Raw genomic sequence first — 25,816 nt, 5'->3', positions numbered from 1 at the left:
CGGTCGGCCGGTCGGCCGGTCGGGTCATGGGGGGAGTGGGCGGGGCGGGGGGGCGAGGGCGGGCGGCTCAGGTCAGGGGGAGTGGGTGAGGGCCGGTGGGTCAGGCCACGGGGGAGTGGGCGGGGGTGGGGGCGGTGGTGCCGTGCGGGTCGGTGAAGACGCGCGGGTCGTCCCACAGCAGCTGGATGTCGCGCGCCCAGTGGCCCTCCTCCGCGTCGGCCTCCTCGCGCAACGCCAGGATCCGGCGGGGGAGTTCGGCGGGCGGGACGCCGGACACGCACGCGTCCAGCTCGTCGAGGAACGACTTGCCCGCGCAGCCGTCCCCGCCCGCGCACGCCTCCTCCGCGCCGGCCGCGCAGCCGCCCCGGGACCAGACGACCAGCGGCGCGGGCGCGGTGAGCGTGGCGTCGAAGTGCGGGCGGGTGTGGGGCGCGGCCGGCGCGGCGGCGAAGCCCGCGAGACAGGCGTCGGGCCGGCGCAGCCGCAACCGCAGCCGGGGCGGCTCCTCCGGGCTGCCGCACTCCACGCGCAGGACCCGGGCGCCCGCCGCGGTGTCCAGGCGTTTCCAGGCACGGGTCAGCTGGTGCCGGGCACCGGGCCGGCGCCGGGCCTGGTCGGTGACGACGAGCGGGTAGACGGAGCCGAGCGGGGTGTCGTCGTCGGGGGCGCTGGCCCAGCGGTCGACGGGCAGGTCGATCCAGTCGCGGGGCAGCGCGAAGGCGATCAACTCGTCGGAGCCGGGCGTCAGATACCGGAAGGCGGCCTCGATCCGGTCCTGGACGTAGTCGGCCAGCCGGGACCGCGGGACGGTGTCGGAGCCGACCGGGTGCCGGCGCCCGCCGCTGTACGCGGACACCTCGACCCGGACCTGTCCGTCGCCCGCGCCGCTGTGCTGGAGGTCGACGAGGATCGGCGACCAGTCGGGGGCCGCCGACGCCTCGGCGGGTGCCTGGAACAGGGCCTCCAGCCGGTCCGCGAACCGGGCGACGGTCGCCGCCGCGTCCGCCCCGTCGATCTCGCAGAGCACGAACAGCGCCGCCGACCACAGCGAGTCGAAACCCTCCTCGGGCGCGGGCGGGTCCAGCGGCCCGGCGGCGGCGCCGTAGAGCCGTACGGGGTCGCAGTCCAGGCCGGAGCGGACGGCCTGCTCGACGAGGCCGCGCAGCCGGGCGCGGTCGGCCGAGCGGTGGTCGGAGGTGGGCACCAGGCCCTCCAGATCCGGCCAGTAGCGGGCCATGACCTCGGTGGGCATCATCCGCCCGTTGTTCACCCCGGGGTCGCCGGCCGCCGCCGTGACCATGCCGACCACCTCGCCGGTGTCGACCAGGGTGACCGCGGCGCCGCTGAACCCCGGCGCGAGCGCCCGGCCGCCGGGCTGCCAGGCCTCCAGCTGGATCCACTCGCGGTTGAGCAACTGCGTGGCGGTGATGCGGAACTCGGCGAGGGTGCCCTCGTCGAAGCCGAGCGGGAAGCCGTACACGAGGAGCTTGCGGGGCCGGTCGGGCCGGTCGGCGTGCGCCGCGTCGACGGGCGCGAGCGCGGCCGGCGCGATCGGCACCTCGTGGGCCAGCTCCAGGACGGCGAGATCGCCCGGGTCGGTGACCCCGCCGCGCCAGCCGCCATCGGCGACCACCCGGGCCGGTACGGCCGCGTGGTCCGGGCGCTCGGGGAAGGTGACCGTCAGCGTGTCGTGGGGGGCGCCGCTCACCACATGGGCGCAGGTCAGCACCTTGCGCGGGGTGATGAGGAAGCCCGCGCCGGCGACCCGGTCGGCGGTCTCGATCCGGGCGTGCCACTCGGCGCTGATCATGACGCGGCGGCGGGCCCCGGCACCTGCGCGGCGGGATCGGCGGGCGCGGGTACGGCGGGCGCGGGCGCGGGCGCGGGTACGGCGGGCGCGGCGGCGGACGGCGACCAGGTCAGCCGCACCACGAGGTGGCCCTCGGCCGTCCCCTTGGCGATGATCGCGCCCGTCTCCGCCGACAGCTTCACCCCGAACTCGATCTCCACCCCGTCGGGCCGTAACGCGCCGTCCCGGAACACCCGCAGCGCGGACTCGGCGGCCGTGCGCACGCCCTCCAGGGCGCCCTCGAAGGTGCGGGCCGCCTGGACCGTACCGTCGCCGCGGGCCACCAGCCGGGACCCGGGCCGCCCCTCGGGGATCGCCTCCACGGCGACCACGGCGCCGCCGTCGGTCGTGAACTCCACCAGTCCTTCCACGGTTCCCCCGTCGTCCCTTCCGTCGGTCCTGCGGCTCTGTGCATCCCCATTGTTACGGACGGTACTTGCGGTTGTCCTGTTGCACCCGCCGTTTTTCACGGGGGCCGCCGGTCCTCTGTCCGGATCACCCCCAGTGCGGCCAAGTCCTGTGGCCGGATCCGGAGTTGGTCGGCCGTCGTCTCCACCTCCCCGGGCGGGCGCTTGAGGATGGCGGCGGCGAGTTCGGGCGCGATGACGGAGAAGTAGCTGTCCGGCGCGGCCCAGGTGCGGCCGGGCGCGGCGAGCGCCAGCGCGCCCCCGGAGCCGCCCTCGCCGATCACCAGCGTGGTCAGCGGCGTGCGGGCGGTCGCGACCGTGCCGAACAGCTCCGCGATCGCCGCGCCCGCCCCCTGCCGTTCCGCCGCCGCGTCGTTGGCCGCGCCCGGCGTGTCCACCAGGGTCAGCACCGGGATGCCGAGCCGGTCCGCGAGCCGGATCAGCCGGGTGGCGGTGCGGTATCCGGCGGGCCGGGTCGCCGCGCCGGTCTGCGCGGCGTACGCGACGGTGCGGCCCCGGTGCGTGCCGAAGCCGCAGAGCATCCCGTCGGGGTCGGTGCCCCCGCACCGGTCGCCGGAGATCGCGAGGCGGTGGGTGAAGTAGGCGTCCAGGTAGCGCGCGGCACGCGGCCGGCCCGCCGCGCGGGCCCGTCGTACCGCGTCCCAGCCGGAGGCCGGGAGGTCCGTCGCCCCCAGTGGCTCGGGCACCGGGGCGGGCTCGGTGGACGGACCGGTGAGCAGCCGCAGCCAGAGCCCCAGCGTGGCCCGCAGCTCCCGCGGCGGGACGACCGCGTCCGCCGAGCCCGCCGCGACCTGTGCCTCGGCCGTGTACGCGGCCGGGTCGGCGTCCGCCGGGCGCACCCGTGACCCGGCGAAGCCGACCTGGGCGCCGGGCAGCGCGAGGACCACGTCGGCGCTCGCGCCGACGGTGGCCCAGCCGCCGCCGGTCGTCGGGTCCCGCAGGACCGCGAGCTGCGGCAGCCCGGCCTCCCGGGTGAGCGCCGACTGCCGGGCCACCCGCTGGAGCTGGGTGAGCGCGAGCATGCCCTCCTGCATCCGGCTGCCGCCCGTCGCGACCAGCGCCACGACCGGCAGCCGGTGGGCACGGGCGTAGGTGTACGCCGCCTCCAGCCGGTCACCGGTGCGTTCGCCCAGCGAGCCGCCCAGGAAGCCGAACTCGAAGGCGATCAGCACGGCCCGGGTGCCCTCGACGCTCGCGGCGGCGCAGACCACGGACTCCGACTCGCCGGTGCGCTCGGCGGCACGCGCGCGGGAGGCGTCGTAGCCGGGCCAGCCGAGCGGTCCGTCGGGTGCGGTGTCCCGTTCCGGGTACGGGAGTTCGGCGGAGGAGTCGGCGACCAGTGCGATGACCTCGCGGGCGCTCGCGCGTCCGGTCACGACGGCAGCGCCCGCTTCATGATCTTCCCCATGTCGTTGCGGGGCAGCGCGTCGAGGTGGCGGACCACGCGGGGGCGCTTGTGCGGGGCGAGCCGCCGGGCGACGTGGTCCGCCAGCTCGGCCTCCCCGGGCGGCGCCTGGGGGTCCACCGGCACCACCCACGCCACGATCCGCTCCCCGAGGTCCGCGTCCGGCTCCCCGGTGACGGCGGCCTCCCGCACCCCCGGATGCTCCAGCAGGGCGTTCTCGATCTCGCCGGCGCCGATCTTGTAGCCGCCGCTCTTGATGAGGTCGGTGGCCTTCCGGCCGACGATCCGCACATAGCCGTCCGGGTCGCGCACGGCCACGTCCCCGGTACGGAACCAGCCGTCGGCGGTGAACGCGGCGGCGGTGGCGTCGGGCCGGTTGAGGTACTCGGTGAACAGGTTCGGGCCGCGCACCTGGATCTCCCCGACGCTCTCCCCGTCGCGGGCGGTGACGACCGCCCCGTCCTCCTCCACCAGCCGCAGCTCCACCCCCGGCAGCGGCACCCCGACGGTGCCCGCGCGGGCCTCGCCGTCGGCGCGCACGGCGGTGTTCATCAGGGTCTCCGTCATGCCGTACCGCTCGATCACCCGCCGTCCGGTGGCCGCCGCGATCCGCTCGTGGTCGTGGACGGGCAGCGCGGCCGAACCGGACACCAGCAGCCGGGCCCCGCCGAGCGCCTTGGCCAGCTCCGGCTCGGCGGGCAGCGCCTCGGCGATGCGGTGGTACATCGTCGGCACGCCGAACAGCATGGTCGCACCCTCGGTGAGCTCCCGCGTGACGCCCTCGGTGGAGAACCGCCCGAGATGCCGTACGGACCCGCCGCGGCGCAGCGGCCCGAGGACGCCCAGCACCAGCCCGTGCACATGGAACAGCGGCAGCCCGTGCACGAGGACGTCGTCGCCGGTCCACCGCCAGGCGTCGGCGAGCGCGTCCAGGGTCGTGGCGATCGCCCGGCGCGGGATGACCGCGCCCTTCGGCGGGCCGGTGGTGCCGGAGGTGTAGACGACGAGCGCGGGATCCTCGTCGTCCACGGGCCCCGCGGCGGGCGCCGCCCCGACGGCGTGCGCGTCGACGTCGATCCGCTCGGTCCCGGCCAGCGCGGCGGGCAGTTCGTCGCCCGGCGCCGCCAGCACCAGCGCCGGGGCGCTGTCCCCCAGGATGTGCCCGAGTTCCTTCTCGCCCGACTTCGGGTTGAGCGGCACGGCGGCCGCCCCGGCGAGCAGTACGCCCACCACCCCGACGGCGGTCTCCAGCGAGGGGGTCGCCCACACGGCGACCCGCCCCGCCCCCCGCACCCGCTCGCCGACCGCCCCGGCCGCCGCCGCGAGCTGCGCGTACGTCAGAGACCGCGTCCCGAACCGCAACGCGACTCGCCCGGACGGTTCATCGGTCAGGGCCGGGAAGAGAGAGGACACGCGGACACTCCTAAGGCTCATCGGTGACGTAAGGCTCATCGGTGACGACAGAGGCCTTCCTACCCTGCCCTGTCCCCGGCCACCGTCTCCACCCCGTGCCGCCACCGCCGTCGCGGCACGGGGGCACGGGGGAACGGGGCACGAGGCACGGCGGTTGTTAGCCTTCCGACGATCGGACAGCCGTACGAAACTGGAGCCCGCCGTGCCCCGCATCGCCCTCGTCACCTGCCGGCCCGGTCCCGAGGTCTCCGCCGACCGCGATCTGCCGGGGCTGGTGGCGGCGTTGAAGGACACCGGGGCGGACGCGGAGGCCGTGGTGTGGGACGACCCCGAAGCCGACTGGGCCGCCTTCGACCTCGCCGTGATCCGCTCCACCTGGGACTACAGCTGGCGGTCCGCCGAGTTCCTGGCCTGGGCGCGCGCGGCCGCGGCGCTGACCCGGCTGGCCAACCCGGCCGAGGTGGTGGCGTGGAACGCCGACAAGCGGTACCTCGGCGAGCTGGCGGCGGCCGGTGTGCCCACGGTCCCGACCGCCTACCTGGCGCCGGGCGAGCCGGCCGGGCTGCCCGACGGCCACGAGTACGTGGTCAAGCCGACCTCCGGCGCCGGCGCCCGCTTCGCCGCCCGCTACACCCCCGACGAGCACGACACCGCCGTACGGCAGCTCGCGCGCATGCACGAGGAGGGCTTCACCGCGATGGTGCAGCCCTATGTGCGGGGCATCGACAGCAGCGGGGAGCGGGCCCTGCAGTTCTTCGGCGGCCGGCTTCTGCACGCCAGCCGCAAGGGCGCCGTCCTCGCCCCCGGCACGCCGTACGACGAGCGCAAGGTCGCCCACCCGGGCCTGACCCGCTGGCAGCCGACGGCCGACGAACTCGCCGTGGCGCAGCGGGCGTTGGCGGCCGTCCCCGACGCCCCCGAGCTGCTGTACGCGCGCGTGGACCTGGTGGACGACGAGGACGGCCGCCCGCAGGTGATGGAACTGGAACTGGTCGAACCGAACCTGTTCCTGTCCCTGCACGCCGGGTCGACGGCAGGGGTGGTCGAGGGGATCCTCAGCGCGGCCCGTCGCTGACCGCCGTCCGCTGGAGCAGCCCCCAGGTGAACTCCGCGGCCACCTCCCGTCGTACCCCCGACGCGTCCGGCGCGGTGAAGACGAGGCCCCAGCGGGTCGGGGCGCTGCCCTCCACGGGGCGGGCGGGGGCGAAGGCGCGGGCGGCCTCGTCGACCGTGCAGGACCAGGGGGTGAGGTCGTCCAGGGTCTTCAGCTCGGGGGCCTGGGCGCCCGGGGCGCGGACCAGCCACTCGTTCCAGACGGTGTTGGCGGAGGTGAGGAGCACCTCGAAGCGCAGGTCGGGCCAGAGCGGGAGCGGCCATTGCCAGGCCTCGCAGTCGAGGTCCCCGATCCGGCGGGGCGTGCGGGACTCGGGCTCGCCGAGGACCGAGCGGTAGCGGGGCAGGGCGCCGCGGGCGTGGGGTGAGTGGACCATGGCCTGCCAGCGCTTGTTGGCCTCCCGCATCTGTGCGAGCGAGATGCCGAGGCGATGGCGGGCGTCCTCGACCCGGTCGGGGCTGTGGTCGGCCATGCGGCGCAGGAGGACCAACTGGAAGTCGAGCACGCCGAAGGAGCCGGCGAGGCGTTTCTGGGTCGGCATGCGTCCCATCCTGGCGTACCGCGCGATTCACGACCATTGCCCGGCGCAGGCCGATGTGACTAGCCTGTGTTCGTCATGCCGATCGCCTGTTGATATTTCGAACACAGGCCGACGAACAGGGAGGGGGCCGGTCGTGGGACGCCTTGTACCAGCCGTGACCCGGGCTCTCGACATTCTCGAGCTCTTCCTCGACGGGGACGGGACGCTCTCCGCCCCCGACATAGTGCGCCGCCTGCAGTTGCCGCGCACCACCGTGCACGAGCTGGTGACCACGCTCGCCGCCCGCTCCTACATCGTCGGCGTGCCCGGACAGCCCGGACGCTACCGCCTCGGCGTCCGCCCGTACCAGCTCGGCAGCCGCTACGCCGAGCAGCTCGACCTCGCCGCCGAGGGTCAGCAGGTCGCGCGCTCTGTCGCCGAGACGTGTGACGAGACGGTCCACGTGGCCATCCTCGAGGGCACCGATGTCATCTACATCGCCAAGGTCGACTCCACGCACGCGGTGCGGATGGTGTCGGCCGCCGGCCGCCGTCTTCCCGCCCACTGCACCTCCGTCGGCAAGATGCTGCTGGCCTCCCTCCCCGAGCCGGAGCTGGCCGCGCGCATCCCCGACGACGCCGACCTGGTCCGGATGACCCCGAACAGCATCACCGAGCCCGGGGCGCTGCGCGAGGCCCTGACGGAGATCCGGGAGCGCGGCCTCGCCGTCGAGAGCCGCGAGTCCAACCCGGACGTCAGCTGTGTCGCCGCCCCGGTCCGCGACCGCACCGGCCAGGTCGTCGCCGCCCTCTCCATCTCCGTGCCCATGATCCGCTGGAGCGACGAGCGCCGCGCCGAGCTGGAGCAGCTCGCCGCCAAGGGCGCCGCGGAGCTGTCGGAGCTGCTGGGCTACCGGAGCGTGGCATGACGTCCTCGTACGACGTGGCGGTCCGGGCCGAGGCGACCCTCGGCGAGGGTCCCACCTGGGACCCGGCGACCGGCCGGCTGCTCTGGCTCGACATCCTCGGCGCCCGCCTGCACACCTACGAGCCCTCGACCGGCCGGCGCACGGTGCGGGTGACCGACCAGCACGTGGGCGCCGCCAAGCCCCGCGCGGGCGGCGGGCTGGTCCTGAACCTGCGGGACGGCGTGGGGCTGCTCGACCCGGACGGCGCCTTCCGCTGGCTGCACCACGAGCCGGTCCCGGGCCGGCGCGCCAACGACGCCGCCGTCGCCCCCGACGGCACGCTCTGGGCCGGGACCATGCGCTACGACGAGGCCCCCGGCGGCGGCACGCTGACCCGCTACGGCGCGGACGGCCCGGTCGCGACGGTCCTCGACGACGTGGCGGTGAGCAACGGCACGGGCTGGAGCCCGGACCACACGCGGATGTACTACATCGACTCGCCCACCCGGCGCGTCGACGTCTTCGACCACGAGGACGGCCGGGTGGCGAACCGCCGTCCCCTCGTGGAGATCGAGGACGGCGCGGGCTTCCCCGACGGCCTCACCGTCGACGCCGACGGCTGTGTCTGGGTGGCCCTGTGGGACGGGGGAGCGGTGCGCCGCTACACCCCGGACGGCGAGCTGGACCGGGTGATCACGCTGCCGACCCCGCGCGTCACCGCGTGCGCGTTCGGCGGCGCCGGGCTGACCGACCTGTACATCACCACGGCCCGGGTGGGCCTGAACGCCCCCCACCCGGTGGCGGGATCCCTGCTGGTCCTCCCCAACGCAGGCAAGGGCCTGCCCCAGCCGGCGTTCGGGGGCTGACCTGGCGGGGTCCAGGGGCTGACCTGGTGGGCGTTCACAGGTGAACCGGTGGGCGTTCGCGGGCTGACCCGGCCGGCATTCACCGGCCGAGCGGACCCGGACCTGGCGATCACCGAGCGGTGGCTCTGCCGGCCGTCCGGCGGTCGGTGGGCGGCCGGCCGCGTGCAGTTCGCCCCGGCGTCACTTCGCCGGTGCCCTGCGGGTCGCCCCGGCGGGCGCTCCGCAGGTCAGCGGGCGGTCACCCCGTCGGCTACTCCGGCGGTCGCCCCGCCGGACACCGGGGGTCGCCCTGCCGGTCACTCCGGGGGTCGCTTCGGGGTCGGTGGGCGTGACGAGGGTGATCGGGACGTCCTGCGCGTCGATGACCCGATGGGTCACCCCGGCTGCTGCCTTGGCGCTCGCCCCGGCGGTCACTCCGCCGGTCGTCGGGCGGTCACCCGCCAGCCACCCCGCCGGTCGCCTGACGGTGGCCCCGTCGGTTGCCCCCTCGGCCACCCCGCCGGTTGCCCCGTCGGTCGCCGGGCGGTCGTCTGCCGGTCTCGCCCCGCCGTCCGCCCCCGTGCTCACCCGCCGGTTGCGCCGTCGGTCGTCGGGCGGTCGTCTGCCGGTCTCGCCCCGCCGTCCGCTCCCGTGCTCACCCGCCGGTTGCGCCGTCGGTCGTCGGGCGGTCGTCTGCCGGTCTCGCCCCGCCGTCCGCTCCCGTGCTCACCTGCCGGTTGTCCCGTGGGTCGTCGGGCGGTCGTCTGCCGGTCTCGCCCCGCCGTCCGCTCCCGTGCTCACCCGCCGGTTGCCCCGCCGTCCGCCCCCGTGCTCACCCGCCAGTTGCCCCGCCGGCCCCCGCCACTCACCCCCCACTCCGGTCCAGCCTCCGCAGGATCTCGCGTTCGCCGGTGGTCAGCGGTGCGGAGGTCGCTGAGGGGAGTGGGGGGCCGCTCAGTGTTGCCAGGATTGTTCCGGGGCGCAGCAGTCGTTCCGGGCCGCTCGTCATGCTGGTGACGTCCCAGACGGCCGATGCCGTGCGGTAGGAACCGGTCGCCGTGCGGATCACCCGGCGCGTGTACTTCGTGACCAGCCGGTCGGCGACGGTCGGGGCGCCGCCGCGCGTCCCGGGGAACCAGACGTCCTGGCTGACCGCCATGGTCCAGGCCGCGTTGACCGACCCGGCCGCCCCGCGCTGCACCCGTCGGGCCAGCCCGGGCGCGGTGGGACCGGTGCGGGCCAGTTCCCGGCTCAGCACGGCGGCCCCGAGCGCCGCCACCGCCATGCCCTGTCCGTAGGCCGGGTTGAAGGTGGCCAGCGCGTCGCCGAGGACCACGAACCGCTCGGGCCACACCCGGGACTTCTCCAGATAGCGCCGGTGGTTGCTGGTGCTGCGGCTGACGTGGATGTCGGTGAGCGGCTCGGCGCCGGAGATCAGCCGGCCCACGATGGGGTCGGGCAGGTCGAGCGTGTACCGCAGGAAGCCCTCGGGGTCCGACGGGGGTTCGCCGCCGCCGCGGGTCCCGGCGAGGCTCACCATCCAGCGGTCGCCCTCGATCGGCAGCACCATGCCGCTGCGGCCCGGCCGGGACAGATACGGGTTGGCCTGCACGATGGTCAGCGGAAAGCTTTCGGCGCCCTCAGGCGTGCGGTAGATCCGGGTGGCGTTGACCAGACCGGCGTCCACGGTCTTCTCACGGATGCCCGATATCCCGAGCGAATCAAGCCACTTGACGACCCGTGAGCCGCGCCCGCTCGCGTCGATCACGAAGTCCGCCGTCAACTCCTCCTCGCCGTCGGCCGTCGAGAGCCGTACGCCCTCCACCCGGTCCGCATCGCCCAGGAGTTCGAGCACCTGACCCTTGCGGATCCGCACGTCCGTGTGCGCCAGCACCGCGACCCGGACCGCCCAGTCCAGCAGCGCCCGGCTGCACGTCAGCATCTGCGGCCCCTCGTGGCGCCAGCGGCGGAACCAGCCCTCGGGCGTCAGGGCCACCATGCCGGAACTGATCGAGATCTCCCGGGCACCCGCCGCGAGCAGGTGCTTGCGCATGCTCACCCCCGGCACCAGGTCCTCCATCGCGGCCAGCCCACCGGCCATCAGGAGATGGGCGTGGCGCCCCTGCGGCAGCCCCTTGCGGTGCTCCGGCCCGTCGGGCAGCTCGTCGCGCTCCACCACGACGACCTCGTCCACGACGGTGGACAGGGCCGCCGCGGCCAGCAGGCCGGCCAGACCGGCACCGATGACGACAGCTCTACGCGACATGGGGCTCCTCGAACTCGGCCATGAAGGCCCTCGGCCATGAAGGCACCGGGCGGAAGGGCAGGTATTCAGCCATGGAAGGCTTTCACCGTACCTTCACGCGCCGTGTCCGAGGCAGGGGTTCGGCCCAGAGCCTGTGCCAATTCGACCAGGCCACCGGCACCGGAGACCTCCGTCGCGTGCAGCCGGTAGGTGCTCGGCGTCTCCTGAGGTTCCTCCCGGGCGGCGGCCCGGCGCGCGGCCTCGGCCAGCATCGTGGCCTCCGCCGCGACCCGCGCCTCGTGCGCGCCGCGGCCCTCCCGCAGCGCGGCCGCCCGCGCCCGCTCCCGCACCGTGTCGTCGAAATAGGGGGCCAGCGCGAGCAGCGCGTCGTGGATGGCGACCTCGCGCCAGTGCAGCCGCTCCTCCGGCAACTGCCACCAGGACACGGGCGGCTTGGGGGCCGTCGACACGAACCCCACCCGGGACCACAGCGGCCCCAGCCGCCGGTGGTCGCGCAGCCCGCGCCAGTGCGCCCCGGCGGCCGGCAGCAGCCGGGGCAGCACGAACCCGGCGGAGCAGATCAGCGCGGCCAGCGAGGCCATCGGCGGGGCCACGGTGGTGGAGAGGAAGTCCAGGTCGTGGCCGGACCAACGGGCCGCGATCGCCGTGTACTTGGCCAGCTGGAAGCCCACGACGTCCAGCAGCGCGCCGACGAGGATCAGCCGCAGCCCGGTCCGCAGCAGCCCGGTGACCTCGTGCCCCCACTTCACGCACACGACGGACATGGCCACCATCACGGCCGTGTGCCCGAGCAGATAGAGCAGGATCATCTCCCGCATGTACGGCGTGTTCGCGTAGTACGTGTCGAGGTCGGTGAGCCGCTCGGTGCGCGCGTCGGCGAACACGAACAGCAGCACGACGGCCACCACCAGCGGCCCGTAGACGGCGATGGAGCGCAGCACCAGCCGCCGCACCAGCTCGGGCGGCCCGCCCCGCCAGTTGATCAGCAGGATCAGCAGTGAGCAGGAGTACGCGGTGAGCATGCCGTACGTCAGCGGCGCGCCGAAGTTCGGTACGCCGGTGAGGGAGTTGACGGCCGACAGGGTCATCGGCGCCGAACAGACGAACACGACCGCGCCGAGCAGGATCGCCACGCAGGTCGACACGGTCAGCGGATTGCGGACGGCCGCGCGCGGGCGGCGGAACAGTACGACGGAGGAGAGGGCGAGGACGGCGGCCGCCAGGTAGACGACGACACTCATGCGCGGGAACTCCGTTCGGCCGGTGCGGTTCTGGCGCCGGGCGCGGTGGCGCGGACCGGCGGGCCGGCGGCCAGCGCGTCGGCGATCCGCTCCAGCGCGGCCGGTTCGGGCGCCCGCTCGAGGAACCAGTCGGACTCACCGGAGTACCGGGCGCGCGCCGGGCCGGCGTCCCGCCGGGCGGCCGCCGCGATGACCGCCGCCCACGCCGTGGCCGCGGCCCGCTGCGGATCGCCCGTCAGCCGCAGCGCGGCCCGGAGGGTCTCGTCGTACAGCTCCCGGTCGGCGTAGGCGTCCAGATGGCTCAGCGCGTTGTGGATGCTCGTGCGGCGCCACACCAGACGGGTGACGGGGGAGGCCCAGCGCGGCCGGGGCAGGCGCAGGGCTCGGCGGGCGAGGACGTCGTCCAGTTCGCGCTCCAGGGGTTCGAGACGGACGTAGGTGCGCCAGGCCCGCCACCACTCCGTCAGCCGGGGGCCGGCGAGCGGGATCAGGACGCCGGTGACGGTCAGCAGCGCGCCCGCACCGGCCGCGGCCGGTGAGACGTACGCGCTGAGCGCGGACCAGTCGTGGCCGCTCCAGTGGGCGACCACCGCGGCGAGCTTGCCCGCGCTGAACCCGATCCCGCACAGGGTGCCCAGGCCCAGCGTCGTCAGCCCCGCCCGCAGCCAGCCGCGCACCCGGCCCGCCCAGCGCAGCGCCGCCACCGTGGTGGAGCCGACGGCGGTGAGGTGCGCGAGCAGATAGAGCAGGATCATCTCCCGGATGTACGGGGTGCTCGCATAGTAGGTGTCCAGGTCGGTGCGGCGCTCCACCGGGGCGTCGCCCAGGGCGAACGTCACCGCGATACCGACGACGACGCACGCGTACGCCACCATCCAGCGCCGCGCGGACCGGCACACCCGCTCACCGCCCCGCCAGCGCACGATCAGCACCTGGGAGGCCGCGCTGTACGCGGTGATCGCGACGTACGTCAGCGGCGCGGCCAGGTTCGGGACCCCGCTGAGGGCGTTGACGGCGCCGACGGTGGGCGGGGCGCCGAGGAAGAAGCAGAGGCCGGCCAGGCCCAGCACCGCGCAGATGCTGCGCAGATAGGGGTCGTGGCGGTGGCGCAGCAGCTCCGGCGCCCGGACCGTCAGGCCGAGCCACAGGACGCCGGCGCTGACGTAGTTGGTCACTCCGGTCACCTGCGCGTGCCCCGGTAGTTGAGCGCGGCGCCGATCCGGCCGGCGAGGTCCTGGGCGTCGTCGCCGTGCACCGCGTACACGGACTCCGGCGGGGCCTCCAGCCAGGTGCGCAGCCGGCGGCCCATCAGGATGCCGAAGCGGTCGGCCTCCTGCTCGTCGGCCAGGGTGAAGTCGGAGCGGGCGGCCGCGTGCAGCCCGGTTCCCGGAGTGTCCGCCCGCCGCTGGTGCATGTGCCACACCTCGTGGCAGAAGATCACGATCTGGTGCCAGACGGCGGCCCGCTTGTCCACGATGACGTCGTCGTGGGTCTCGCGCTCCAGCCACAGCCCGCTGGCGGTGTGCGGCGGGAACACCTCCCGGTGCACCACGATCCGCCGCCCTCGCCACCGCTCGGCCGCCTCGACGACCGCCTCGAACAGGACCTCGGGATCCGCGGGGACGGGCACCCGGACGGCGTCGACGAGCGCGTCGGCGAGGCGACGCATCTCCCTGTTCGTACGCACGGTTCTCCCCGTGGCTGAGCGGTGTTCGATCCTGTGCAATATGCCAAGACCAGCACGGATTCAGCTACCTCCGCCCGGACGGGCCGGGACGGCGACAGGGGAGGAAAGGGGTGCAACGGATGAAGCGGCGGCAAGCGCCGGCCCGAGGTGGCCGAAAACACCGCCCGTCGTACGCTCAGAGGTCGTCGTCGCCCGCGGAGTTCCGCTCCGTGACCATCTCCGCCCACTCGGCCAGCGCCTGGAGCTTGCGCGGGGACATGTGGGGCGCGCGCCGGGCCAGCCGGTAGAAGCCGGGGGTGCGCAGCGGCGCCAACGGGTCGGCCTTCGCCTCCAGTTCACGCAGAACGGGCTGGAGGGCCGCGTGCAGGGCCTCGGCGTCGTCGGCGGTGAAGAACCCGGCGGGCAGGTCGAAATGGCGGCGGATCCGGTCCGCGTGCTCCAGGCTGGGCAGCCCGCTGGTGCGCCACTCGCTCAGCCACTGCCGGCTGGTGCCCGCGATCCGGGCCAGTTCGTCCAGCGAGTACCGCTTGCCGTCGGGCCGGCGCCGGGTCGCGCGTACGAAATCCAGCCTTTGTCTCACGCGTTCGCCGAGGCCGGTCTCCGGCCCGCTCCCGCCCGCCAGCAGCGCGGCGACGGTCTCGGCCGGAATGCCGGTGCGGTACGACAGGTCGTCCACGTCGAGGGTCTCGGCCAGCCGGCCCGGGCGTTCGGTCAGTTCCTCGAGGCGTGTCCGTGCCTCGGCAAGGGAAACGTGGGCGTCGCTCACCGAGTTCTCCCTGTTCTCCCGTGGTTCCCCCGCCGGTGCGCCTGGTCGGGGCGCGCGGCTGTTCGGGCTGACCGGAGGCTACCGGGTCGGGTCCGCCCCCGACCAGTGACGGCAGCAATAGCTGCGTAATTCCGCAGCATTGGTTGACAGTTGAGGGTGTCGGAGGCAATGATCGTCGTACGGCGACGGAGTGATCCGGTTGCCGAACGGCCCGGTGTCACGGGGCGCCGCCATGGGGGAGTGGCGTACGGGACACCGGGCCGTACCTGTGCCTGGCACCCTTTGCGGGGCCGTCAGTTGACGACGAGCACGCCGTCGTCCGGAGCAGGGGCCACCCGCGCCCGCACCGCCCGGACGTCCTCACCGCGCCGCAACTCCCGGGACACCGCCCCGATCTCCCGCAGCAGGTCCGTGGTGTCCGGATCGGTGCCGCCGTCGCCGCCCTGCGCCTGGCCGCCGCGGGCGTCCGCGGCGGCCAGGATGGTCACCGCGGCGGCCAGCGCCTTCGCCCGCTCCGCCGGGAAGCCGAGCCCGACGGCCGCCTCGTACGACCGCCGCCGCAGGTCCTCGTCGATGAACCGGGCCAGCGACAGCAGCGTGTCCCGGATGAACGTCTCCCGCCGGATCAGCCGCAGTTCGGTGCTGGCACGCAGCACGAACGGCACGCCCCGGCCGCTGACCGACCGCATCAGCAGGTACAGCGGCCGCAGTTCGTGCAGCGCCAGCCGGACCCGGCAGCGGTCGTGCAGATACTGGCCGGCGTGCGGCAGGATGAAGCCCACCGCCACCAGGATCGCCGCCAGACAGGCGATGGGCGGCGCGACGGCCGTGCTCAGCCAGTCGAGGTCGCGGTCGTTCCAACGCGCCACCAGCGCCGTGAGTTTGGCCGCGTCGAAGACCAACTGGAGCGCGTAGCCCACGCCGAGGAACTTCAGGCCCCAGCGCAGCCAGGCGTCGAGTCCGTCGGTGCGGATCCAGTTCCAGATCAGATAGTTGGTGATCAGGCTGGAGTTGGTGTGCGCGAGCAGATAGAGCAGGATCAGCTCGCGCATGTACGGCGTGTTGGCGTAGTACGTGTCGATGTCCCGCAGCCGCTCGACGGGCACGTCCGCGAGGGCGAACAGCACCCACAGCGCCACGATCACACCGGAGTACCCGATGACCACCCAGCGCATCGCGCGCCGGGTGCGGGCCGAGCGGTCGGACAGGCCGTTGCGCCAGGTGATGATCAACAGCAGGCAGGCCCCGCCGAACGCGGTCAGCAGCGAGTACACCCACGGCGCCGAGATGTTCACCACGCCCGTGAGCCGGTTGACCCGGGCGATCGTCGACGGCGCCACGAACACGAACACCGCCAGCGCGAGGAGCAGCAGCCCGCCCACCGCGCGTAGCATCGGGTCCTTCCAGAGCCGGATGATGCTCGGCAGCTTGATCGCCAGGGCGGCGGCCAGGATCCCGGCCGGGATCCACCAGAACGACGGGTAGAACTCGTTGACGAAGCCGGCGGGGCTCAGCGCCAGACGCGACATCACCGCGCCCCGCCCTCGCGCCCCCGGTACCCCAGGGACCGCTGCACGGGAGCCAGCGGCTCGTCGGCGCCGGCGCCCGGCCGGCCGGTCAGCAGCGGCCGGAAGGCGGCCGCCAGCCGGTGCCCGAACTCGTCGGCCTCCGCCTCGTCCCGCTCCCGGGAGCCGTCCCGGGCGGCCACCGCCAGCGCGACCTCCCGCCATCCCGGCCGGCCGGCCAGCGCGTCGGCGGCCGCCGTGCCCACGGTGTGGTGGTGGCCGTGTCCGGCGTGCAGATGCCACAACTCGTGCCCGAGGATGACCAGTTGCTGCACGGCCTCGGCCCGCTCCTCCACGATGACCAGGTCGAAGTCGTGGAACTCCACCCACAGCCCGGTGACCTCGATCTCGTCCGGGAACCGCTCGAAACGCAGCTCCACCGGGCGCCCGCCGCGCCGCGCGCTCATCTCCTGGCACAGTGCGGCGCACAACTCGCGTACGTCGGTGGGTGGTTGGGGCCGTCCGTGCAGCGCGGCGGTCAGCTCCGAGGCGAGGTCGCGCATGCCGGAGACCGCACGAGGGCGGAGCAGTGCCGAGGCGACCCGGGCCGCCGTCCTCCGCGCGCCCGCGATGTCCATCGCGCCCCCTCACTTCCCCGCACTACAGCAGGCTGCCGTTCGAGACTACGCGGGCGGACGTGTCCGCGTCACGCGAAGCCCGCAGACCGGCGGGGAGGAGAGGCGCGTAGAAAGCGCTGTCATAAGTCCTGTCGAAACCATTGACGCACGGGCGCGCGGATCTTACGGTCCCGTTCGAAGTTACGGGCACGATTCGGAATGTCGAACGACAGGGGCAAGGTCATGCGACAACCTGGCCTGAATCGCAGGCAACTTCTGACCGCCCCCGGCGGCCTGACCATCGCCGGCAGCTTCGGCTTCGCGGCCCTCGGCACCGGCGCCGACGCACTCGCCACCGGCGACCGCACCCGCGTGCGCTACTGGAACCTCTTCCAGGGCGGCGACGGCGCCAACCAGGTCGCGATGGTGGACGCCTTCCGCGCGGAGCACGGACATCGCCGTCGAGGACGCCACCCTGGCCTGGGGCAACCCCTACTACACGAAGATCGCCATGGCCGCGGCCGGAACAACTTCCTGTGGCCCTACATGGTGACCGACAACCCCGACCTGATGACCCTGCCGAACGGCATCGCCACCGTGCAGAACTCCTTCGGCATCGTCTGGCCCCAGCTCATGGCGGGCGGCCTCCTCGCGGGCCTGCCGCTGATCGTCGTGTTCGTCTTCTTCCAGAGCCAGATCGTGCGGGGCGTCGCCCACACCGGTCCGGCCGGCCAGTGAGGAGCCCGACCGTGCGACACAGACTCACCGTGGCCCTGTTCACCGCGGCGGCCGCCGCCCTGACCCCCACCGCCGCGGGTGCCGGTGCGACCTACCCCGACCCCCAGCCGATCACCGGTCAGCGGATCATCCACGACCCGACGGTGATCCGCCTCGCGTCCGGCCGCTACGTGGCCTACTCCACCGGCGGGATCATCGGCGCCCGCACGTCGAAGGACCGCACCCACTGGGACGACGCGGGCAACGCCTTCGCGACACCGCCGACCTGGTGGTACGAGTACAACGACACCGGCGACCCCTGGGCCCCCGACCTCTCCTACCGGGCGGGCCGCTACTGGCTCTATTACGCCGTCTCCTCCTGGGGCACCAACCACTCCGCGATCGGCGTGGCCACCTCCCCGACCGGCCTCCCCGGCACCTGGACCGACCACGGGAAGGCCTTCACCTCCGAACGCACGGACACCTGGAACGCCATCGACCCGGCGATCGTCCGGGCGGACGGCAGGCTGTGGATGTCCTTCGGCTCGCACTGGACGGGCATCCGGATGGTCGAGCTGGACCCGAGGACGGGCAAGGCGGTCGAGGGCGCCCAGGTCCACCACCTGGCGACCCGCCCGGACGCCCCGTACGCCGTGGAGGGCCCGTACATCGTCAAGCACGGCCGCCACTACTACCTCTTCGCCGGCTATGACCAGTGCTGCGCGGGCGCGAACTCCACCTACAAGGTCAGGGTGGGCCGCTCCACGTCCGTGACCGGCCCGTACGTGGACAGCAGCGGGAAGCCCCTGCTGGAGGGCGGCGGTGACCTGCTCCTGGCAGGACACGGCCGGTACGTGGGCACAGGCGGAGAGTCGGTCTTCAAGGACAGGGGCCGCGACGTCCTGGCGTACCACTACTACGACGCAGAGGACGGCGGCACGCCAAAGCTGGGGCTGAACAGGCTCGGCTGGTCGAGAGACGGCCGGCCAAAGGTCCTTTAGGGGCACGGGGCCGTGTCCGTTTGCGGCTCCGCCGCGTGGGCGCGACCAGCCACGAACCACCCGCAGACAAAACAGAACCGAAAGGCCAAGATGAGCACCGCACGCTTCAGCCTCGACCCCGCCTTCACCATCGGCGAAGTCAACCCCCGCCTCTTCGGCAGCTTCGTCGAGCACCTCGGCCGCTGCGTCTACACCGGCATCCACGAGCCCGGCCACCCCACCGCCGACGCCGACGGCCTTCGGACGGACGTCCTCGACCTCGTCCGCGAACTCGGCGTCACCACGATCCGCTACCCCGGCGGCAACTTCGTCTCCGGCTACAAGTGGGAGGACTCGGTCGGCCCGAAGGACGACCGCCCCCGCCGCCTCGACCTCGCCTGGCGCTCGACCGAGACGAACCGCTTCGGCCTGTCCGAGTACATCGCGTTCCTCAGGAAGCTCGGCCCGCAGGCCGAACCGATGATGGCCGTCAACCTCGGCACCCGCGGTGTCGCCGAGGCCCTCGAACTCCAGGAGTACGCCAACCACCCCTCCGGCACGGCCCTCTCCGACCTCCGGGTCGCCCACGGCGACAAGGAACCCTTCGGCATCAGGCTCTGGTGCCTGGGCAACGAGATGGACGGCCCCTGGCAGACCGGCCACAAGACGGCCGAGGAGTACGGCCGCGTCGCCGCCGAGACGGCCCGCGCGATGCGCCAGATCGACCCGTCCGTCGAACTCGTCGCCTGCGGCAGCTCCAGCCAGTCCATGCCGACCTTCGCGGAGTGGGAGGCGAAGGTCCTCGCCGAGACCTACGACCTCGTCGACCACATCTCCCTGCACGCCTACTACGAGCCGCACGACGGCGACCTCGACTCCTTCCTCGCCTCGGCCGTCGACATGGAGTCCTTCATCGAGAACGTGGTCGCCACCTGCGACCACGTGGGCGCGAAACTCAAGTCGAAGAAGAAGATCAACCTCTCCTTCGACGAGTGGAACGTCTGGTACCTCTCCCGCTGGGAGGAGCACGCCCGCACCGCCGACCCCCGCGACTGGCCGGAGGCCCCCCGCCTCCTGGAGGACAACTACAGCGTCCTGGACGCCGTGGTCTTCGGCTCGCTCCTCATCGCCCTGCTCCGGCACGCCGACCGCGTCACGGTCGCCTGTCTCGCCCAGCTGGTCAACGTCATCGCGCCGATCATGACCGAGCCGGGCGGCCCGGCCTGGCGGCAGACGACGTTCTTCCCCTTCGCCCAGGCGTCGCGCTACGGCCGGGGCGAGGTGCTCGACGTCCGGGTGGACTCACCGACGTACGACACGGAGAAGTACGGCGAGACGGACCTGCTGCACGCCACGGCCGTGCGCGCCGAGGACGGCTCGGTGACGGTCTTCGCGGTCAACCGCGGCCGGACGGCGGCGCTGCCCCTGGAGGTGGCCCTGAGCGGCCTGAACCTCACGTCGGTGGTCGAGCACAGCGCGCTGGCCGACGCCGACCCGGACGCCCGCAACACGCTCACCGAGCCCGAGCGGGTCGCCCCGCACCCGGTGGCGGGCACCACCCTGACCGGCGGACGGCTGAGCGCGACCCTGGAACCCCTCTCCTGGAACGTGATCCGGCTGGCCTGACCCACAATGGGCGCATGAGGATCTCGGCACGGGCGGACTACGCGGTACGGGCGGTACTGGAGCTCGCCGTACGGCAAGGCGGCGACGACCCCGTCAAGGCGGAGACGATCGCCGCCGCGCAGGACATCCCGCACAAGTTCCTGGAGGGGATCCTCGGCGACCTCCGCCGCGCCGGTGTCGTCGACAGCAGGCGCGGCGGAGGCGGCGGCTACCGCCTCGCCCGCGACGCCGCCGCGATCACCGTCGCGGACGTGATCCGGGCGGTGGACGGCCCGATCGTCTCCGTACGCGGCGAACGCCCCACCGGGCTGACGTACACCGGCACCGCGCAGCCCCTGCTGCCGCTGTGGATCGCGCTGCGGGCGAACGTGCGGCGGATCCTGGAGGGCGTCACGATCGCCGACATCGCGGCGGACGCGCTGCCGGACCAGGTGAAGGCGCTGGCGGCGGAACCGGCGGCCTGGGAGAACCCGTGACGGCCGGCCGGCCGTCACGCCCGCCGGACGGACTGCCGCCCGCCTGTGAGCCGTTCTCATCGCTCCCTCAGCCGGGTCTCAGTTCGAGCGCCTAGGACCTGTCCGGCCGATCATGCCGCAGACGCGGGGTGTGGCACGCCCATCTGCGGCGTTGTCGTCGGTTGCCGACGCTCCGCGTCGACGCCCTCCTCCGCCTTGCAGCTGCACGCACCACACCCCGCTCACCGGCACTACCCAGGCACCGTCGCTTTCCTGCGACTTGATCGGCCGGACAGGTCCTAGCCTCGCCTCCCGTTCAACCCCACCTGACCGGTGGGAAAGACGGGAATCGGGAGTCCTGATGCGCACGCTCGTACTGCTCGCCCTCGCGGGTCTGGGGGCCCAGCTCGTGGACGGCAGCCTCGGCATGGCCTACGGGGTGACCTCGACCACGCTGCTGCTGGCGCTGGGCACCGACCCGGCCGCCGCGTCGGCCACGGTCCACCTCGCGGAGATCGGTACGACGCTGATGTCCGGCGCCTCGCACTGGCGCTTCGGGAACGTCGACTGGAAGGTCGTCGCACGGATCGGCGTGCCGGGGGCCGTCGGCTCCTTCCTCGGCGCCACGGTCCTCTCCCGGCTCTCGACCGAGGTCGCGGCGCCGCTGATGTCCCTGATCCTGCTGGGGCTCGGCCTGTACGTGATGTCCCGGTTCACCTTCCGGGGCCTGCCGAAGGACCGGCTGGGGCAGCCGCTGCGCCGCCGTTTCCTCACCCCGCTCGGCCTGGTGGCCGGCTTCCTCGACGCCACCGGCGGGGGCGGCTGGGGGCCGGTCGGCACTCCGGCGCTGCTGGCGAGCGGGCGGATGGAGCCCCGCAAGGTGATCGGCTCGATCGACACGAGCGAGTTCCTGGTGGCGGTGGCGGCGAGCCTCGGCTTCCTCGTCTCGCTCGGCTCCCAGGGCCTGGAGTGGACCTGGGTGGCGGCCTTCCTCCTGGGCGGTCTGGTCGCGGCGCCCGTCGCCGCCTGGCTGGTCCGCCTCCTCCCGCCGCGCGTGCTCGGCTCGGCGGTCGGCGGGGTCATCATCGTCACGAACGTCCGCACGCTCCTGAACAGTGACTGGATCGCGGCCCCGGCCGCCGTGAGCACGGCCGTCTACGTCGCCCTGTACGCGATCTGGGCCGCCGCCCTCACGTACGCGATCCGTGCGCATCTGCGGGAGCGGGACGCCGTGGCCGAATCCACCGAGGAGCGCCGGCCGGTCGCGGCCTGATTCCCAAACAGATCTTCTATTTCCGGGCCGGCGGAAATCCCGGGCGTGGCGAATTCATCACATGACACGATCCTCGGGCCGGAACGACAGCGCGAACACGGCGCGGTTCCGGCCGCACAAAAGGGGAGGGTCAGAAAATGGGCAGGTCTCTTTTCCGCGGATCTTTTTCCCGCGGATCTTTGTCCCGGGGGTCCGTATTCCGCAGGGTGCGGCTCTGGGCGGCCGGAGGGCTGATGGCGGCCGGCGCCGTCGGGCTCGCGGCGGCGCCGGCGAGCGCGTGGACCGGGGGGAACGTCTGGGTCAACTTCGGCAGCTGGAACTGCCCGGCGGGCGGTTCGGTCGTGGGCGTGTACTGGGCGGTGGACGCGTACTCCAGCGGCCCGGCGACCGGTGACTGGGGCGACAACGTCATCTACCCGCGGGTGCGGGTGGGCAGCGGCGCCCACAACACCCTCAGCTACCAGGTCATGTGCAAGAAGTGGGGCTGGTACACCTACCGCGGCGCGGTGAGCGCGCGGACCCTGACGCCCTACAAGTCGGGGCTGAGCTACACCTACTAGGCCCCGGCGGGGCCTGTACGGGCCGGCCGCCGCGCCCCGCGCTCGTGATGCGGGACGCGGCGGCCTCTCGCCGCCCGAGGAGTCAGGTCGTCAGGCGGAGTTGACGCCGACGGTCAGGATGGCCTTGTAGCCGTCGGAGACGCCGGCGCCGAGCGCGGTCAGGGTGAGCAGCCCGGAGGAGGCGCCGCCGTCGTCGGATATGGAGTCCGCGGAGAGCAGGGTCTCCTTGGTGGTGTTCTCCGCGTACGGCGAGGTGGCCTGGATCTCCGCGTTGATGTCCGGGTCGAAGAACAGCCGGCCGGTGTGGATGATGTCGCCGCCGGTGTACGAGTCGTCGGTGAGCGTGACGTCCGTGTGGACCCGCATGTGGACGTGGACGGCCCGGGAGACGTAGTGGCCGGGCCAGATCGAGGTGATGCTGCACTCGCCGTTGGTGTCGGTCGTCTGGCCGCCGCGCAGGAAGGTGCCGTTGTCCTCCTCCTGGTGGCCGTTGCCGCCGACGAAGCCGGAGTACTCGCCGAGCGCGTCGCAGTGCCAGATCTCCACCAGCGCGTCGGCGAGCGGCGCGCAGTCGTTCGCCTGGTCGACGACCGTGAAGGTGTACCGGACCTCGAATCCCTCCTTGTCCTCCCTGATGTCCTCCCGGACCAGGGCGCCTTCGAGCGAGTAGGGGCCCTCGGTGACCTCCGCGTTCAGCGTGCAGATGCCGGCCGTCGTCGAGGCCGACGCCGAGGCCTCCGTCGAGGCGTCCGCCGCCGTCGACGCGGAGTCGCCGGTGTCGGTGTCGGTGTCGGTGCCGGTGTCGGCCGACGCGGGCGGGCGATGGCCAGACCGCCGGCCGCGGCGACCGCGCCGCCGCCGATCAGGACCCGGCGCCTTTTCATGGTGTTGCTCTGCCGGTGCCGGCCGGGCAGCGCGCCTTTGTCGCCCTTGTCGTGGTGGTCGAAGATCTCGTGGTGCTCTGTGTTTCCCGTCATGTGCAGCAAATTAGGAGCGAATCTGAGGAAATCCTTGATGCGGGGCTGTGCGGGTGCTGGGGATTGAACGGATTGAACCGTCAACACCCCCTGTTTTCAACAAAGTTCGGGCATCCGCCGGGGGTTGTGAATGGGCCGGGGTGAATGGCCGGAGTTCTACCTGTCCCGGCCATGGGGCGCTCCCTACGATGCGTTCGCCACGGTTCTTCACAGCAACTTCACAGGTTGGAGAGACCCCCCATGGCAAGTGGCCTGCTCCTCGGCGGCGCCGTCGCCGCTCTCGTCACCGCCGCGGTACCCGCGCACAACCCGTCGGGCATCGTCGACCCGCCCCCGGACAAGATCGTCATCGATGTCGCCACGGTGAACGGCTCCGGCTGTCGCCCCGGCACGGCGGCCATCGCCGTCTCCGAGGACAACACCGCCTTCACGGTGACCTACAGCGAATACCTCGCCCAGGTCGGCGGCAACTCCGACCCCACGGCGTTCCGCAAGAACTGCCAGCTCAGTCTGATCGTCCACGTCCCGCAGGGCTTCACGTACGCCATCGCCCAGGCGGACTACCGGGGCTTCGCCTCGCTCCAGGCCGGCGCGAGCGCCGTGCAGCGCGCGTCGTACTACTTCCAGGGCTCGTCGCAGACGGTGTTCAAGAACCACACCTTCAACGGCGCCTACAACGACAACTGGCAGGCGACCGACATCACCGACTGGGCCAATCTCGTCTACGCGCCCTGCGGTGTTCAGCGCAACTTCAACATCAACACCGAGATGCGCGTCAACGCGGGCACGTCCTCGCCGAGCAAGGTCAGCTTCATGACGATGGACTCGACCGACGGTGACATCAGCACCGTGTACCACATGGCCTGGAAGGAGTGCCCGGCCAAGTGAGGCGGCGGGCCGCCTGCCGCCTGCCGTCCGGCGGGGTGGCGGGCGGCCCGTACGTTCAGTGCGCCGCGTGCGTGATGAAGTCGGCCCAGGCGGTGGGGGAGAGGATGAGCTGAGGGCCTGACCTGTGCTTGGAGTCGCGGACGTGGATACGGTCGGGGCGGGTGGCGACCTCGATGCAGTTGTCGCCGGAGCCACTGCTGTAGCTGGACTTGTGCCAGTCGAGTGCGACCTCCACGCAGTCTCCGTCGCCGCCGCTGCTGTAGCTGCTCTTGAACCATGCCAGTTCGGACGCGTTCATAAGTCTCCTCGCATCTGCCGCAACAGGCCCATGGATTCGGCTGGTCGGAGAGCCTGCGCAAGCATCCTGGCATAGCGCATGTGCAGGATGCTGACCTCTTTCGGGTCGGAGACCAGCAGGCCACCCCGCTGCCCCTCGCAGTATGCGAACCACTTGTGCTTCGGTGTTTCCAGCAGTTGGATCGGGCCGTCGAGCCCGGCGTGCGAGTCGCGGATCGTCGGCATGATCAGGATGTCGATGTTCCGCAGTTCACCGATCTCCAGCAGCTGATCGATGCCCCCGCGAGTGATCTCGGCTCCTCCCGTCAGCCGCCGTAGCACGTGCTCTTCGAGAATGAAGCCGAAGTTGGTGTTCGGCCGCTCCCTCAACAGCCGCTGACGCTTCGCTCGTGCGACCCAGTTGGCCTCGATCTGCGCGTCGTCCAGGGGCGGCAACTGCTCGGTGAACAGGTGCCGGGCGTACGCCTCGGTCTGCAAGAGTCCGTGGATCATCCGGGACTCGTACACATAGAGCGTGATCGCCGTCTGCTCCAGCCGAGCCCACCGCTGGAACCAGTCCGCCAGTCCCGCCTGCCGTTCCACGAACCCCGAGGCCCTCCTCAACGCCCCGGTGTTGCCCAGTACCAGTTCCGCCGCCTCCACGAACTCCTCGTCCGGCATGCGTCTGCCCAACTCCACGGAGGCCACGGTGTGTTTGGAGAAGCCCACCACGTCACCGAGTTGCTCCCTGCTCAGCCCGTGATGCTCCCGCAGCCCCTGGACCACCGCCCCGAACGTCCGCAGACTGTCCGACGACTCCGGCTCACCGCTGTCGACCGCCATGGTCACCTCCCGCGCCCATGGTCACGGAATGTCACCGAAGATGTCCAGTACGTCACCGCGTACGCTCGCGCAGCGTACGCGCGGAACACCTGGTGAATCCCCGTGGGCGCCCTCCACATTGGCCTCATGACCGCACGCCCCACCCCCCAACCTCTCGTCACCGTACGTGTGTTCGCCCAGCGCCTCAGCGCCACCCCGCGCGGTGCCCGCCTCGCCCGGCGGCTCGCGCTGGCCCAGCTCCATGACTGGGGCATCCCGCACGGTACGGACGTCGCCGACACGGTCGCCGCGATCGTCGCCGAGCTGGCGGCGAACGCCGTGACCCACGGCCGTGTACCCGGACGGGACTTCGAGCTGCGGCTCTCCCTCGTCCCGGGCAGTGTCCGCGTCGAGGTGACCGACACCTGCACCGGTCCGCGCCCGCCCGGACCCGGCGCCGTACGGCCGCCGCGCGCCCTGGACGAGAACGGGCGCGGGCTGGTGCTCGTGGACGCGCTCGCCGCCCGCTGGGAGGTGCTGGACCGGCAGCCGCCGCCGGGAAAGACCGTGCGCGCCGAGGTCGACGTACCGAACTGGCTGGCGCTCGTGAAGGCGTCGCCGTTGTGGCCCCTCGGCTGATCCCGGCCCGGGGCACGGGAGAAGATGGGCTGAGCGATCG

The 25,816-nt window shown here is 73.0% G+C and carries 25 protein-coding genes and 2 pseudogenes; 12 read left to right on the top strand and 15 right to left on the bottom strand.

The window, feature by feature from the left end:
• Window positions 1–100 precede the first annotated feature (100 nt).
• From ACZ6D7_RS00215 to ACZ6D7_RS00200, 4 genes are all read right to left on the bottom strand, one after another.
• Window positions 101–1,810, bottom strand: a complete 1,710-nt coding sequence (locus ACZ6D7_RS00215) for a VMAP-C domain-containing protein (RefSeq protein ID WP_469481540.1) — start codon at window positions 1,808–1,810, stop codon at window positions 101–103.
• A complete protein-coding gene (locus ACZ6D7_RS00210) occupies window positions 1,807–2,220 on the bottom strand; it encodes a CU044_2847 family protein (protein ID WP_469481537.1) in 414 nt (137 codons plus the stop codon). The genes ACZ6D7_RS00215 and ACZ6D7_RS00210 overlap by 4 nt, the downstream gene beginning before the upstream one ends.
• 95 nt (window positions 2,221–2,315) lie before the next feature.
• Window positions 2,316–3,653, bottom strand: a complete 1,338-nt coding sequence (locus ACZ6D7_RS00205; RefSeq protein WP_469481534.1) for a carboxyl transferase domain-containing protein — start codon at window positions 3,651–3,653, stop codon at window positions 2,316–2,318.
• Complete coding sequence (locus tag ACZ6D7_RS00200; RefSeq protein ID WP_469481531.1) at window positions 3,650–5,095, bottom strand: acyl-CoA synthetase; 1,446 nt, start codon at window positions 5,093–5,095, stop codon at window positions 3,650–3,652. Before ACZ6D7_RS00200 ends, ACZ6D7_RS00205 begins: the two co-directional genes overlap by 4 nt.
• A gap of 202 nt (window positions 5,096–5,297) precedes the next feature.
• Here ACZ6D7_RS00200 and ACZ6D7_RS00195 point away from each other — a divergent pair, with 202 nt between their 5' ends.
• On the top strand, window positions 5,298–6,170 hold the full coding sequence (locus ACZ6D7_RS00195; RefSeq protein WP_469481527.1) for an ATP-grasp domain-containing protein: 873 nt from the start codon (window positions 5,298–5,300) through the stop codon (window positions 6,168–6,170).
• Here the strand turns inward: ACZ6D7_RS00195 and ACZ6D7_RS00190 are convergent.
• A complete protein-coding gene (locus ACZ6D7_RS00190; RefSeq protein WP_469481524.1) occupies window positions 6,151–6,750 on the bottom strand; it encodes a hypothetical protein in 600 nt (199 codons plus the stop codon). The two genes, ACZ6D7_RS00195 and ACZ6D7_RS00190, sit on opposite strands and share 20 nt — an antisense overlap.
• A 133-nt stretch (window positions 6,751–6,883) precedes the next feature.
• On the opposite strand from ACZ6D7_RS00190, the gene ACZ6D7_RS00185 reads away from it, so the two are divergent.
• Together ACZ6D7_RS00185 and ACZ6D7_RS00180 are read left to right on the top strand one after the other, a co-directional pair.
• Entirely contained in the window at window positions 6,884–7,657 is a 774-nt protein-coding gene (locus ACZ6D7_RS00185) for an IclR family transcriptional regulator (RefSeq protein ID WP_469481521.1), read from the top strand.
• Window positions 7,654–8,502: an SMP-30/gluconolactonase/LRE family protein gene (locus ACZ6D7_RS00180; protein ID WP_469481518.1), complete on the top strand. Its 849-nt coding sequence runs from the start codon at window positions 7,654–7,656 to the stop codon at window positions 8,500–8,502. The genes ACZ6D7_RS00185 and ACZ6D7_RS00180 overlap by 4 nt, the downstream gene beginning before the upstream one ends.
• Before the next feature lie 844 nt (window positions 8,503–9,346).
• On the opposite strand, the gene ACZ6D7_RS00175 is transcribed toward ACZ6D7_RS00180, so the two are convergent.
• The 7 genes from ACZ6D7_RS00175 to ACZ6D7_RS00145 form a co-directional block, all read right to left on the bottom strand.
• Complete coding sequence (locus ACZ6D7_RS00175) at window positions 9,347–10,747, bottom strand: NAD(P)/FAD-dependent oxidoreductase (RefSeq protein ID WP_469481513.1); 1,401 nt, start codon at window positions 10,745–10,747, stop codon at window positions 9,347–9,349.
• 65 nt (window positions 10,748–10,812) lie between these two features.
• Entirely contained in the window at window positions 10,813–11,988 is a 1,176-nt protein-coding gene (locus ACZ6D7_RS00170; protein ID WP_469481510.1) for an MAB_1171c family putative transporter, read from the bottom strand.
• Complete coding sequence (locus ACZ6D7_RS00165) at window positions 11,985–13,172, bottom strand: MAB_1171c family putative transporter (RefSeq protein WP_469481507.1); 1,188 nt, start codon at window positions 13,170–13,172, stop codon at window positions 11,985–11,987. The genes ACZ6D7_RS00170 and ACZ6D7_RS00165 overlap by 4 nt, the downstream gene beginning before the upstream one ends.
• A complete protein-coding gene (locus ACZ6D7_RS00160; RefSeq protein WP_469481504.1) occupies window positions 13,169–13,675 on the bottom strand; it encodes a toxin in 507 nt (168 codons plus the stop codon). The genes ACZ6D7_RS00165 and ACZ6D7_RS00160 overlap by 4 nt, the downstream gene beginning before the upstream one ends.
• A gap of 175 nt (window positions 13,676–13,850) precedes the next feature.
• Window positions 13,851–14,441, bottom strand: a complete 591-nt coding sequence (locus ACZ6D7_RS00155) for an XRE family transcriptional regulator (RefSeq protein WP_469481501.1) — start codon at window positions 14,439–14,441, stop codon at window positions 13,851–13,853.
• Window positions 14,442–14,734: 293 nt separating this feature from the next.
• Window positions 14,735–15,970, bottom strand: coding sequence for a DUF6545 domain-containing protein (locus ACZ6D7_RS00150; protein WP_469482970.1), 1,236 nt, complete (start codon window positions 15,968–15,970; stop codon window positions 14,735–14,737).
• Window positions 15,970–16,584 (bottom strand): toxin-antitoxin system, toxin component family protein, encoded by a 615-nt coding sequence (locus tag ACZ6D7_RS00145; RefSeq protein ID WP_469481499.1) that lies wholly within the window; start codon window positions 16,582–16,584, stop codon window positions 15,970–15,972. The genes ACZ6D7_RS00150 and ACZ6D7_RS00145 overlap by 1 nt, the downstream gene beginning before the upstream one ends.
• Window positions 16,585–16,806: 222 nt before the next feature.
• On the opposite strand from ACZ6D7_RS00145, the pseudogene ACZ6D7_RS00140 reads away from it, so the two are divergent.
• The 7 genes and pseudogenes from ACZ6D7_RS00140 to ACZ6D7_RS00110 all read left to right on the top strand — a co-directional run.
• Window positions 16,807–17,089, top strand: a pseudogene (locus tag ACZ6D7_RS00140) (extracellular solute-binding protein); the annotation flags it as partial.
• Window positions 17,089–17,301: pseudogene (locus tag ACZ6D7_RS00135) on the top strand (carbohydrate ABC transporter permease); the annotation flags it as partial. The pseudogenes ACZ6D7_RS00140 and ACZ6D7_RS00135, both read left to right, overlap by 1 nt.
• A gap of 11 nt (window positions 17,302–17,312) precedes the next feature.
• Window positions 17,313–18,281 (top strand): arabinan endo-1,5-alpha-L-arabinosidase, encoded by a 969-nt coding sequence (locus tag ACZ6D7_RS00130; RefSeq protein ID WP_469481496.1) that lies wholly within the window; start codon window positions 17,313–17,315, stop codon window positions 18,279–18,281.
• A gap of 90 nt (window positions 18,282–18,371) precedes the next feature.
• Window positions 18,372–19,886 carry an arabinosylfuranosidase ArfA gene (arfA, locus tag ACZ6D7_RS00125; RefSeq protein WP_469481493.1) on the top strand — a complete coding sequence of 505 codons (1,515 nt, stop codon included), beginning with the start codon at window positions 18,372–18,374 and terminating at the stop codon, window positions 19,884–19,886.
• Between the two features lie 14 nt (window positions 19,887–19,900).
• Entirely contained in the window at window positions 19,901–20,362 is a 462-nt protein-coding gene (locus ACZ6D7_RS00120) for an RrF2 family transcriptional regulator (protein WP_469481489.1), read from the top strand.
• 340 nt (window positions 20,363–20,702) lie between these two features.
• A complete protein-coding gene (locus tag ACZ6D7_RS00115) occupies window positions 20,703–21,614 on the top strand; it encodes a sulfite exporter TauE/SafE family protein (RefSeq protein ID WP_469481486.1) in 912 nt (303 codons plus the stop codon).
• A 233-nt stretch (window positions 21,615–21,847) separates the two neighbouring features.
• Window positions 21,848–22,174, top strand: coding sequence for a hypothetical protein (locus ACZ6D7_RS00110; RefSeq protein WP_469481483.1), 327 nt, complete (start codon window positions 21,848–21,850; stop codon window positions 22,172–22,174).
• Between the two features lie 90 nt (window positions 22,175–22,264).
• On the opposite strand, the gene ACZ6D7_RS00105 is transcribed toward ACZ6D7_RS00110, so the two are convergent.
• Entirely contained in the window at window positions 22,265–22,810 is a 546-nt protein-coding gene (locus ACZ6D7_RS00105; protein ID WP_469482968.1) for an intradiol ring-cleavage dioxygenase, read from the bottom strand.
• 581 nt (window positions 22,811–23,391) lie between these two features.
• On the opposite strand from ACZ6D7_RS00105, the gene ACZ6D7_RS00100 reads away from it, so the two are divergent.
• Window positions 23,392–24,039, top strand: a complete 648-nt coding sequence (locus ACZ6D7_RS00100; RefSeq protein ID WP_469481480.1) for a DUF4360 domain-containing protein — start codon at window positions 23,392–23,394, stop codon at window positions 24,037–24,039.
• A 55-nt stretch (window positions 24,040–24,094) separates the two neighbouring features.
• On the opposite strand, the gene ACZ6D7_RS00095 is transcribed toward ACZ6D7_RS00100, so the two are convergent.
• Window positions 24,095–24,337, bottom strand: a complete 243-nt coding sequence (locus ACZ6D7_RS00095) for a DUF397 domain-containing protein (RefSeq protein WP_469481477.1) — start codon at window positions 24,335–24,337, stop codon at window positions 24,095–24,097.
• Complete coding sequence (locus ACZ6D7_RS00090; RefSeq protein WP_469481474.1) at window positions 24,334–25,158, bottom strand: helix-turn-helix domain-containing protein; 825 nt, start codon at window positions 25,156–25,158, stop codon at window positions 24,334–24,336. Before ACZ6D7_RS00090 ends, ACZ6D7_RS00095 begins: the two co-directional genes overlap by 4 nt.
• Before the next feature lie 126 nt (window positions 25,159–25,284).
• On the opposite strand from ACZ6D7_RS00090, the gene ACZ6D7_RS00085 reads away from it, so the two are divergent.
• The gene (locus tag ACZ6D7_RS00085; protein WP_469481472.1) at window positions 25,285–25,776 is read left to right on the top strand and encodes an ATP-binding protein; all 492 of its coding nucleotides are present in this window, start codon (window positions 25,285–25,287) and stop codon (window positions 25,774–25,776) included.
• The last annotated feature ends 40 nt before the right edge of the window (window positions 25,777–25,816 follow it).

The organism is Streptomyces sp. NPDC041784, from assembly GCF_055591025.1.
The sequence above is the reverse complement of the archived record's forward strand: the minus strand, read 5'-3'. Positions and strand labels throughout refer to the sequence as shown.

Coding starts and splice junctions, on each gene's coding strand:
- ACZ6D7_RS00110 (WP_469481483.1), top strand. CDS start 21,848: ATGGCGGCCGGCGCCGTCGGGCTCGCGGCGGCGCCGGCGAGCGCGTGG.
- ACZ6D7_RS00100 (WP_469481480.1), top strand. CDS start 23,392: ATGGCAAGTGGCCTGCTCCTCGGCGGCGCCGTCGCCGCTCTCGTCACC.
- ACZ6D7_RS00090 (WP_469481474.1), bottom strand. CDS start 25,158: ATGGCGGTCGACAGCGGTGAGCCGGAGTCGTCGGACAGTCTGCGGACG.
- ACZ6D7_RS00215 (WP_469481540.1), bottom strand. CDS start 1,810: ATGATCAGCGCCGAGTGGCACGCCCGGATCGAGACCGCCGACCGGGTC.
- ACZ6D7_RS00095 (WP_469481477.1), bottom strand. CDS start 24,337: ATGAACGCGTCCGAACTGGCATGGTTCAAGAGCAGCTACAGCAGCGGC.
- arfA (WP_469481493.1), top strand. CDS start 18,372: ATGAGCACCGCACGCTTCAGCCTCGACCCCGCCTTCACCATCGGCGAA.
- ACZ6D7_RS00180 (WP_469481518.1), top strand. CDS start 7,654: ATGACGTCCTCGTACGACGTGGCGGTCCGGGCCGAGGCGACCCTCGGC.
- ACZ6D7_RS00145 (WP_469481499.1), bottom strand. CDS start 16,584: ATGGACATCGCGGGCGCGCGGAGGACGGCGGCCCGGGTCGCCTCGGCA.
- ACZ6D7_RS00115 (WP_469481486.1), top strand. CDS start 20,703: ATGCGCACGCTCGTACTGCTCGCCCTCGCGGGTCTGGGGGCCCAGCTC.
- ACZ6D7_RS00085 (WP_469481472.1), top strand. CDS start 25,285: ATGACCGCACGCCCCACCCCCCAACCTCTCGTCACCGTACGTGTGTTC.
- ACZ6D7_RS00120 (WP_469481489.1), top strand. CDS start 19,901: ATGAGGATCTCGGCACGGGCGGACTACGCGGTACGGGCGGTACTGGAG.
- ACZ6D7_RS00170 (WP_469481510.1), bottom strand. CDS start 11,988: ATGAGTGTCGTCGTCTACCTGGCGGCCGCCGTCCTCGCCCTCTCCTCC.
- ACZ6D7_RS00190 (WP_469481524.1), bottom strand. CDS start 6,750: ATGCCGACCCAGAAACGCCTCGCCGGCTCCTTCGGCGTGCTCGACTTC.
- ACZ6D7_RS00150 (WP_469482970.1), bottom strand. CDS start 15,970: ATGTCGCGTCTGGCGCTGAGCCCCGCCGGCTTCGTCAACGAGTTCTAC.
- ACZ6D7_RS00175 (WP_469481513.1), bottom strand. CDS start 10,747: ATGTCGCGTAGAGCTGTCGTCATCGGTGCCGGTCTGGCCGGCCTGCTG.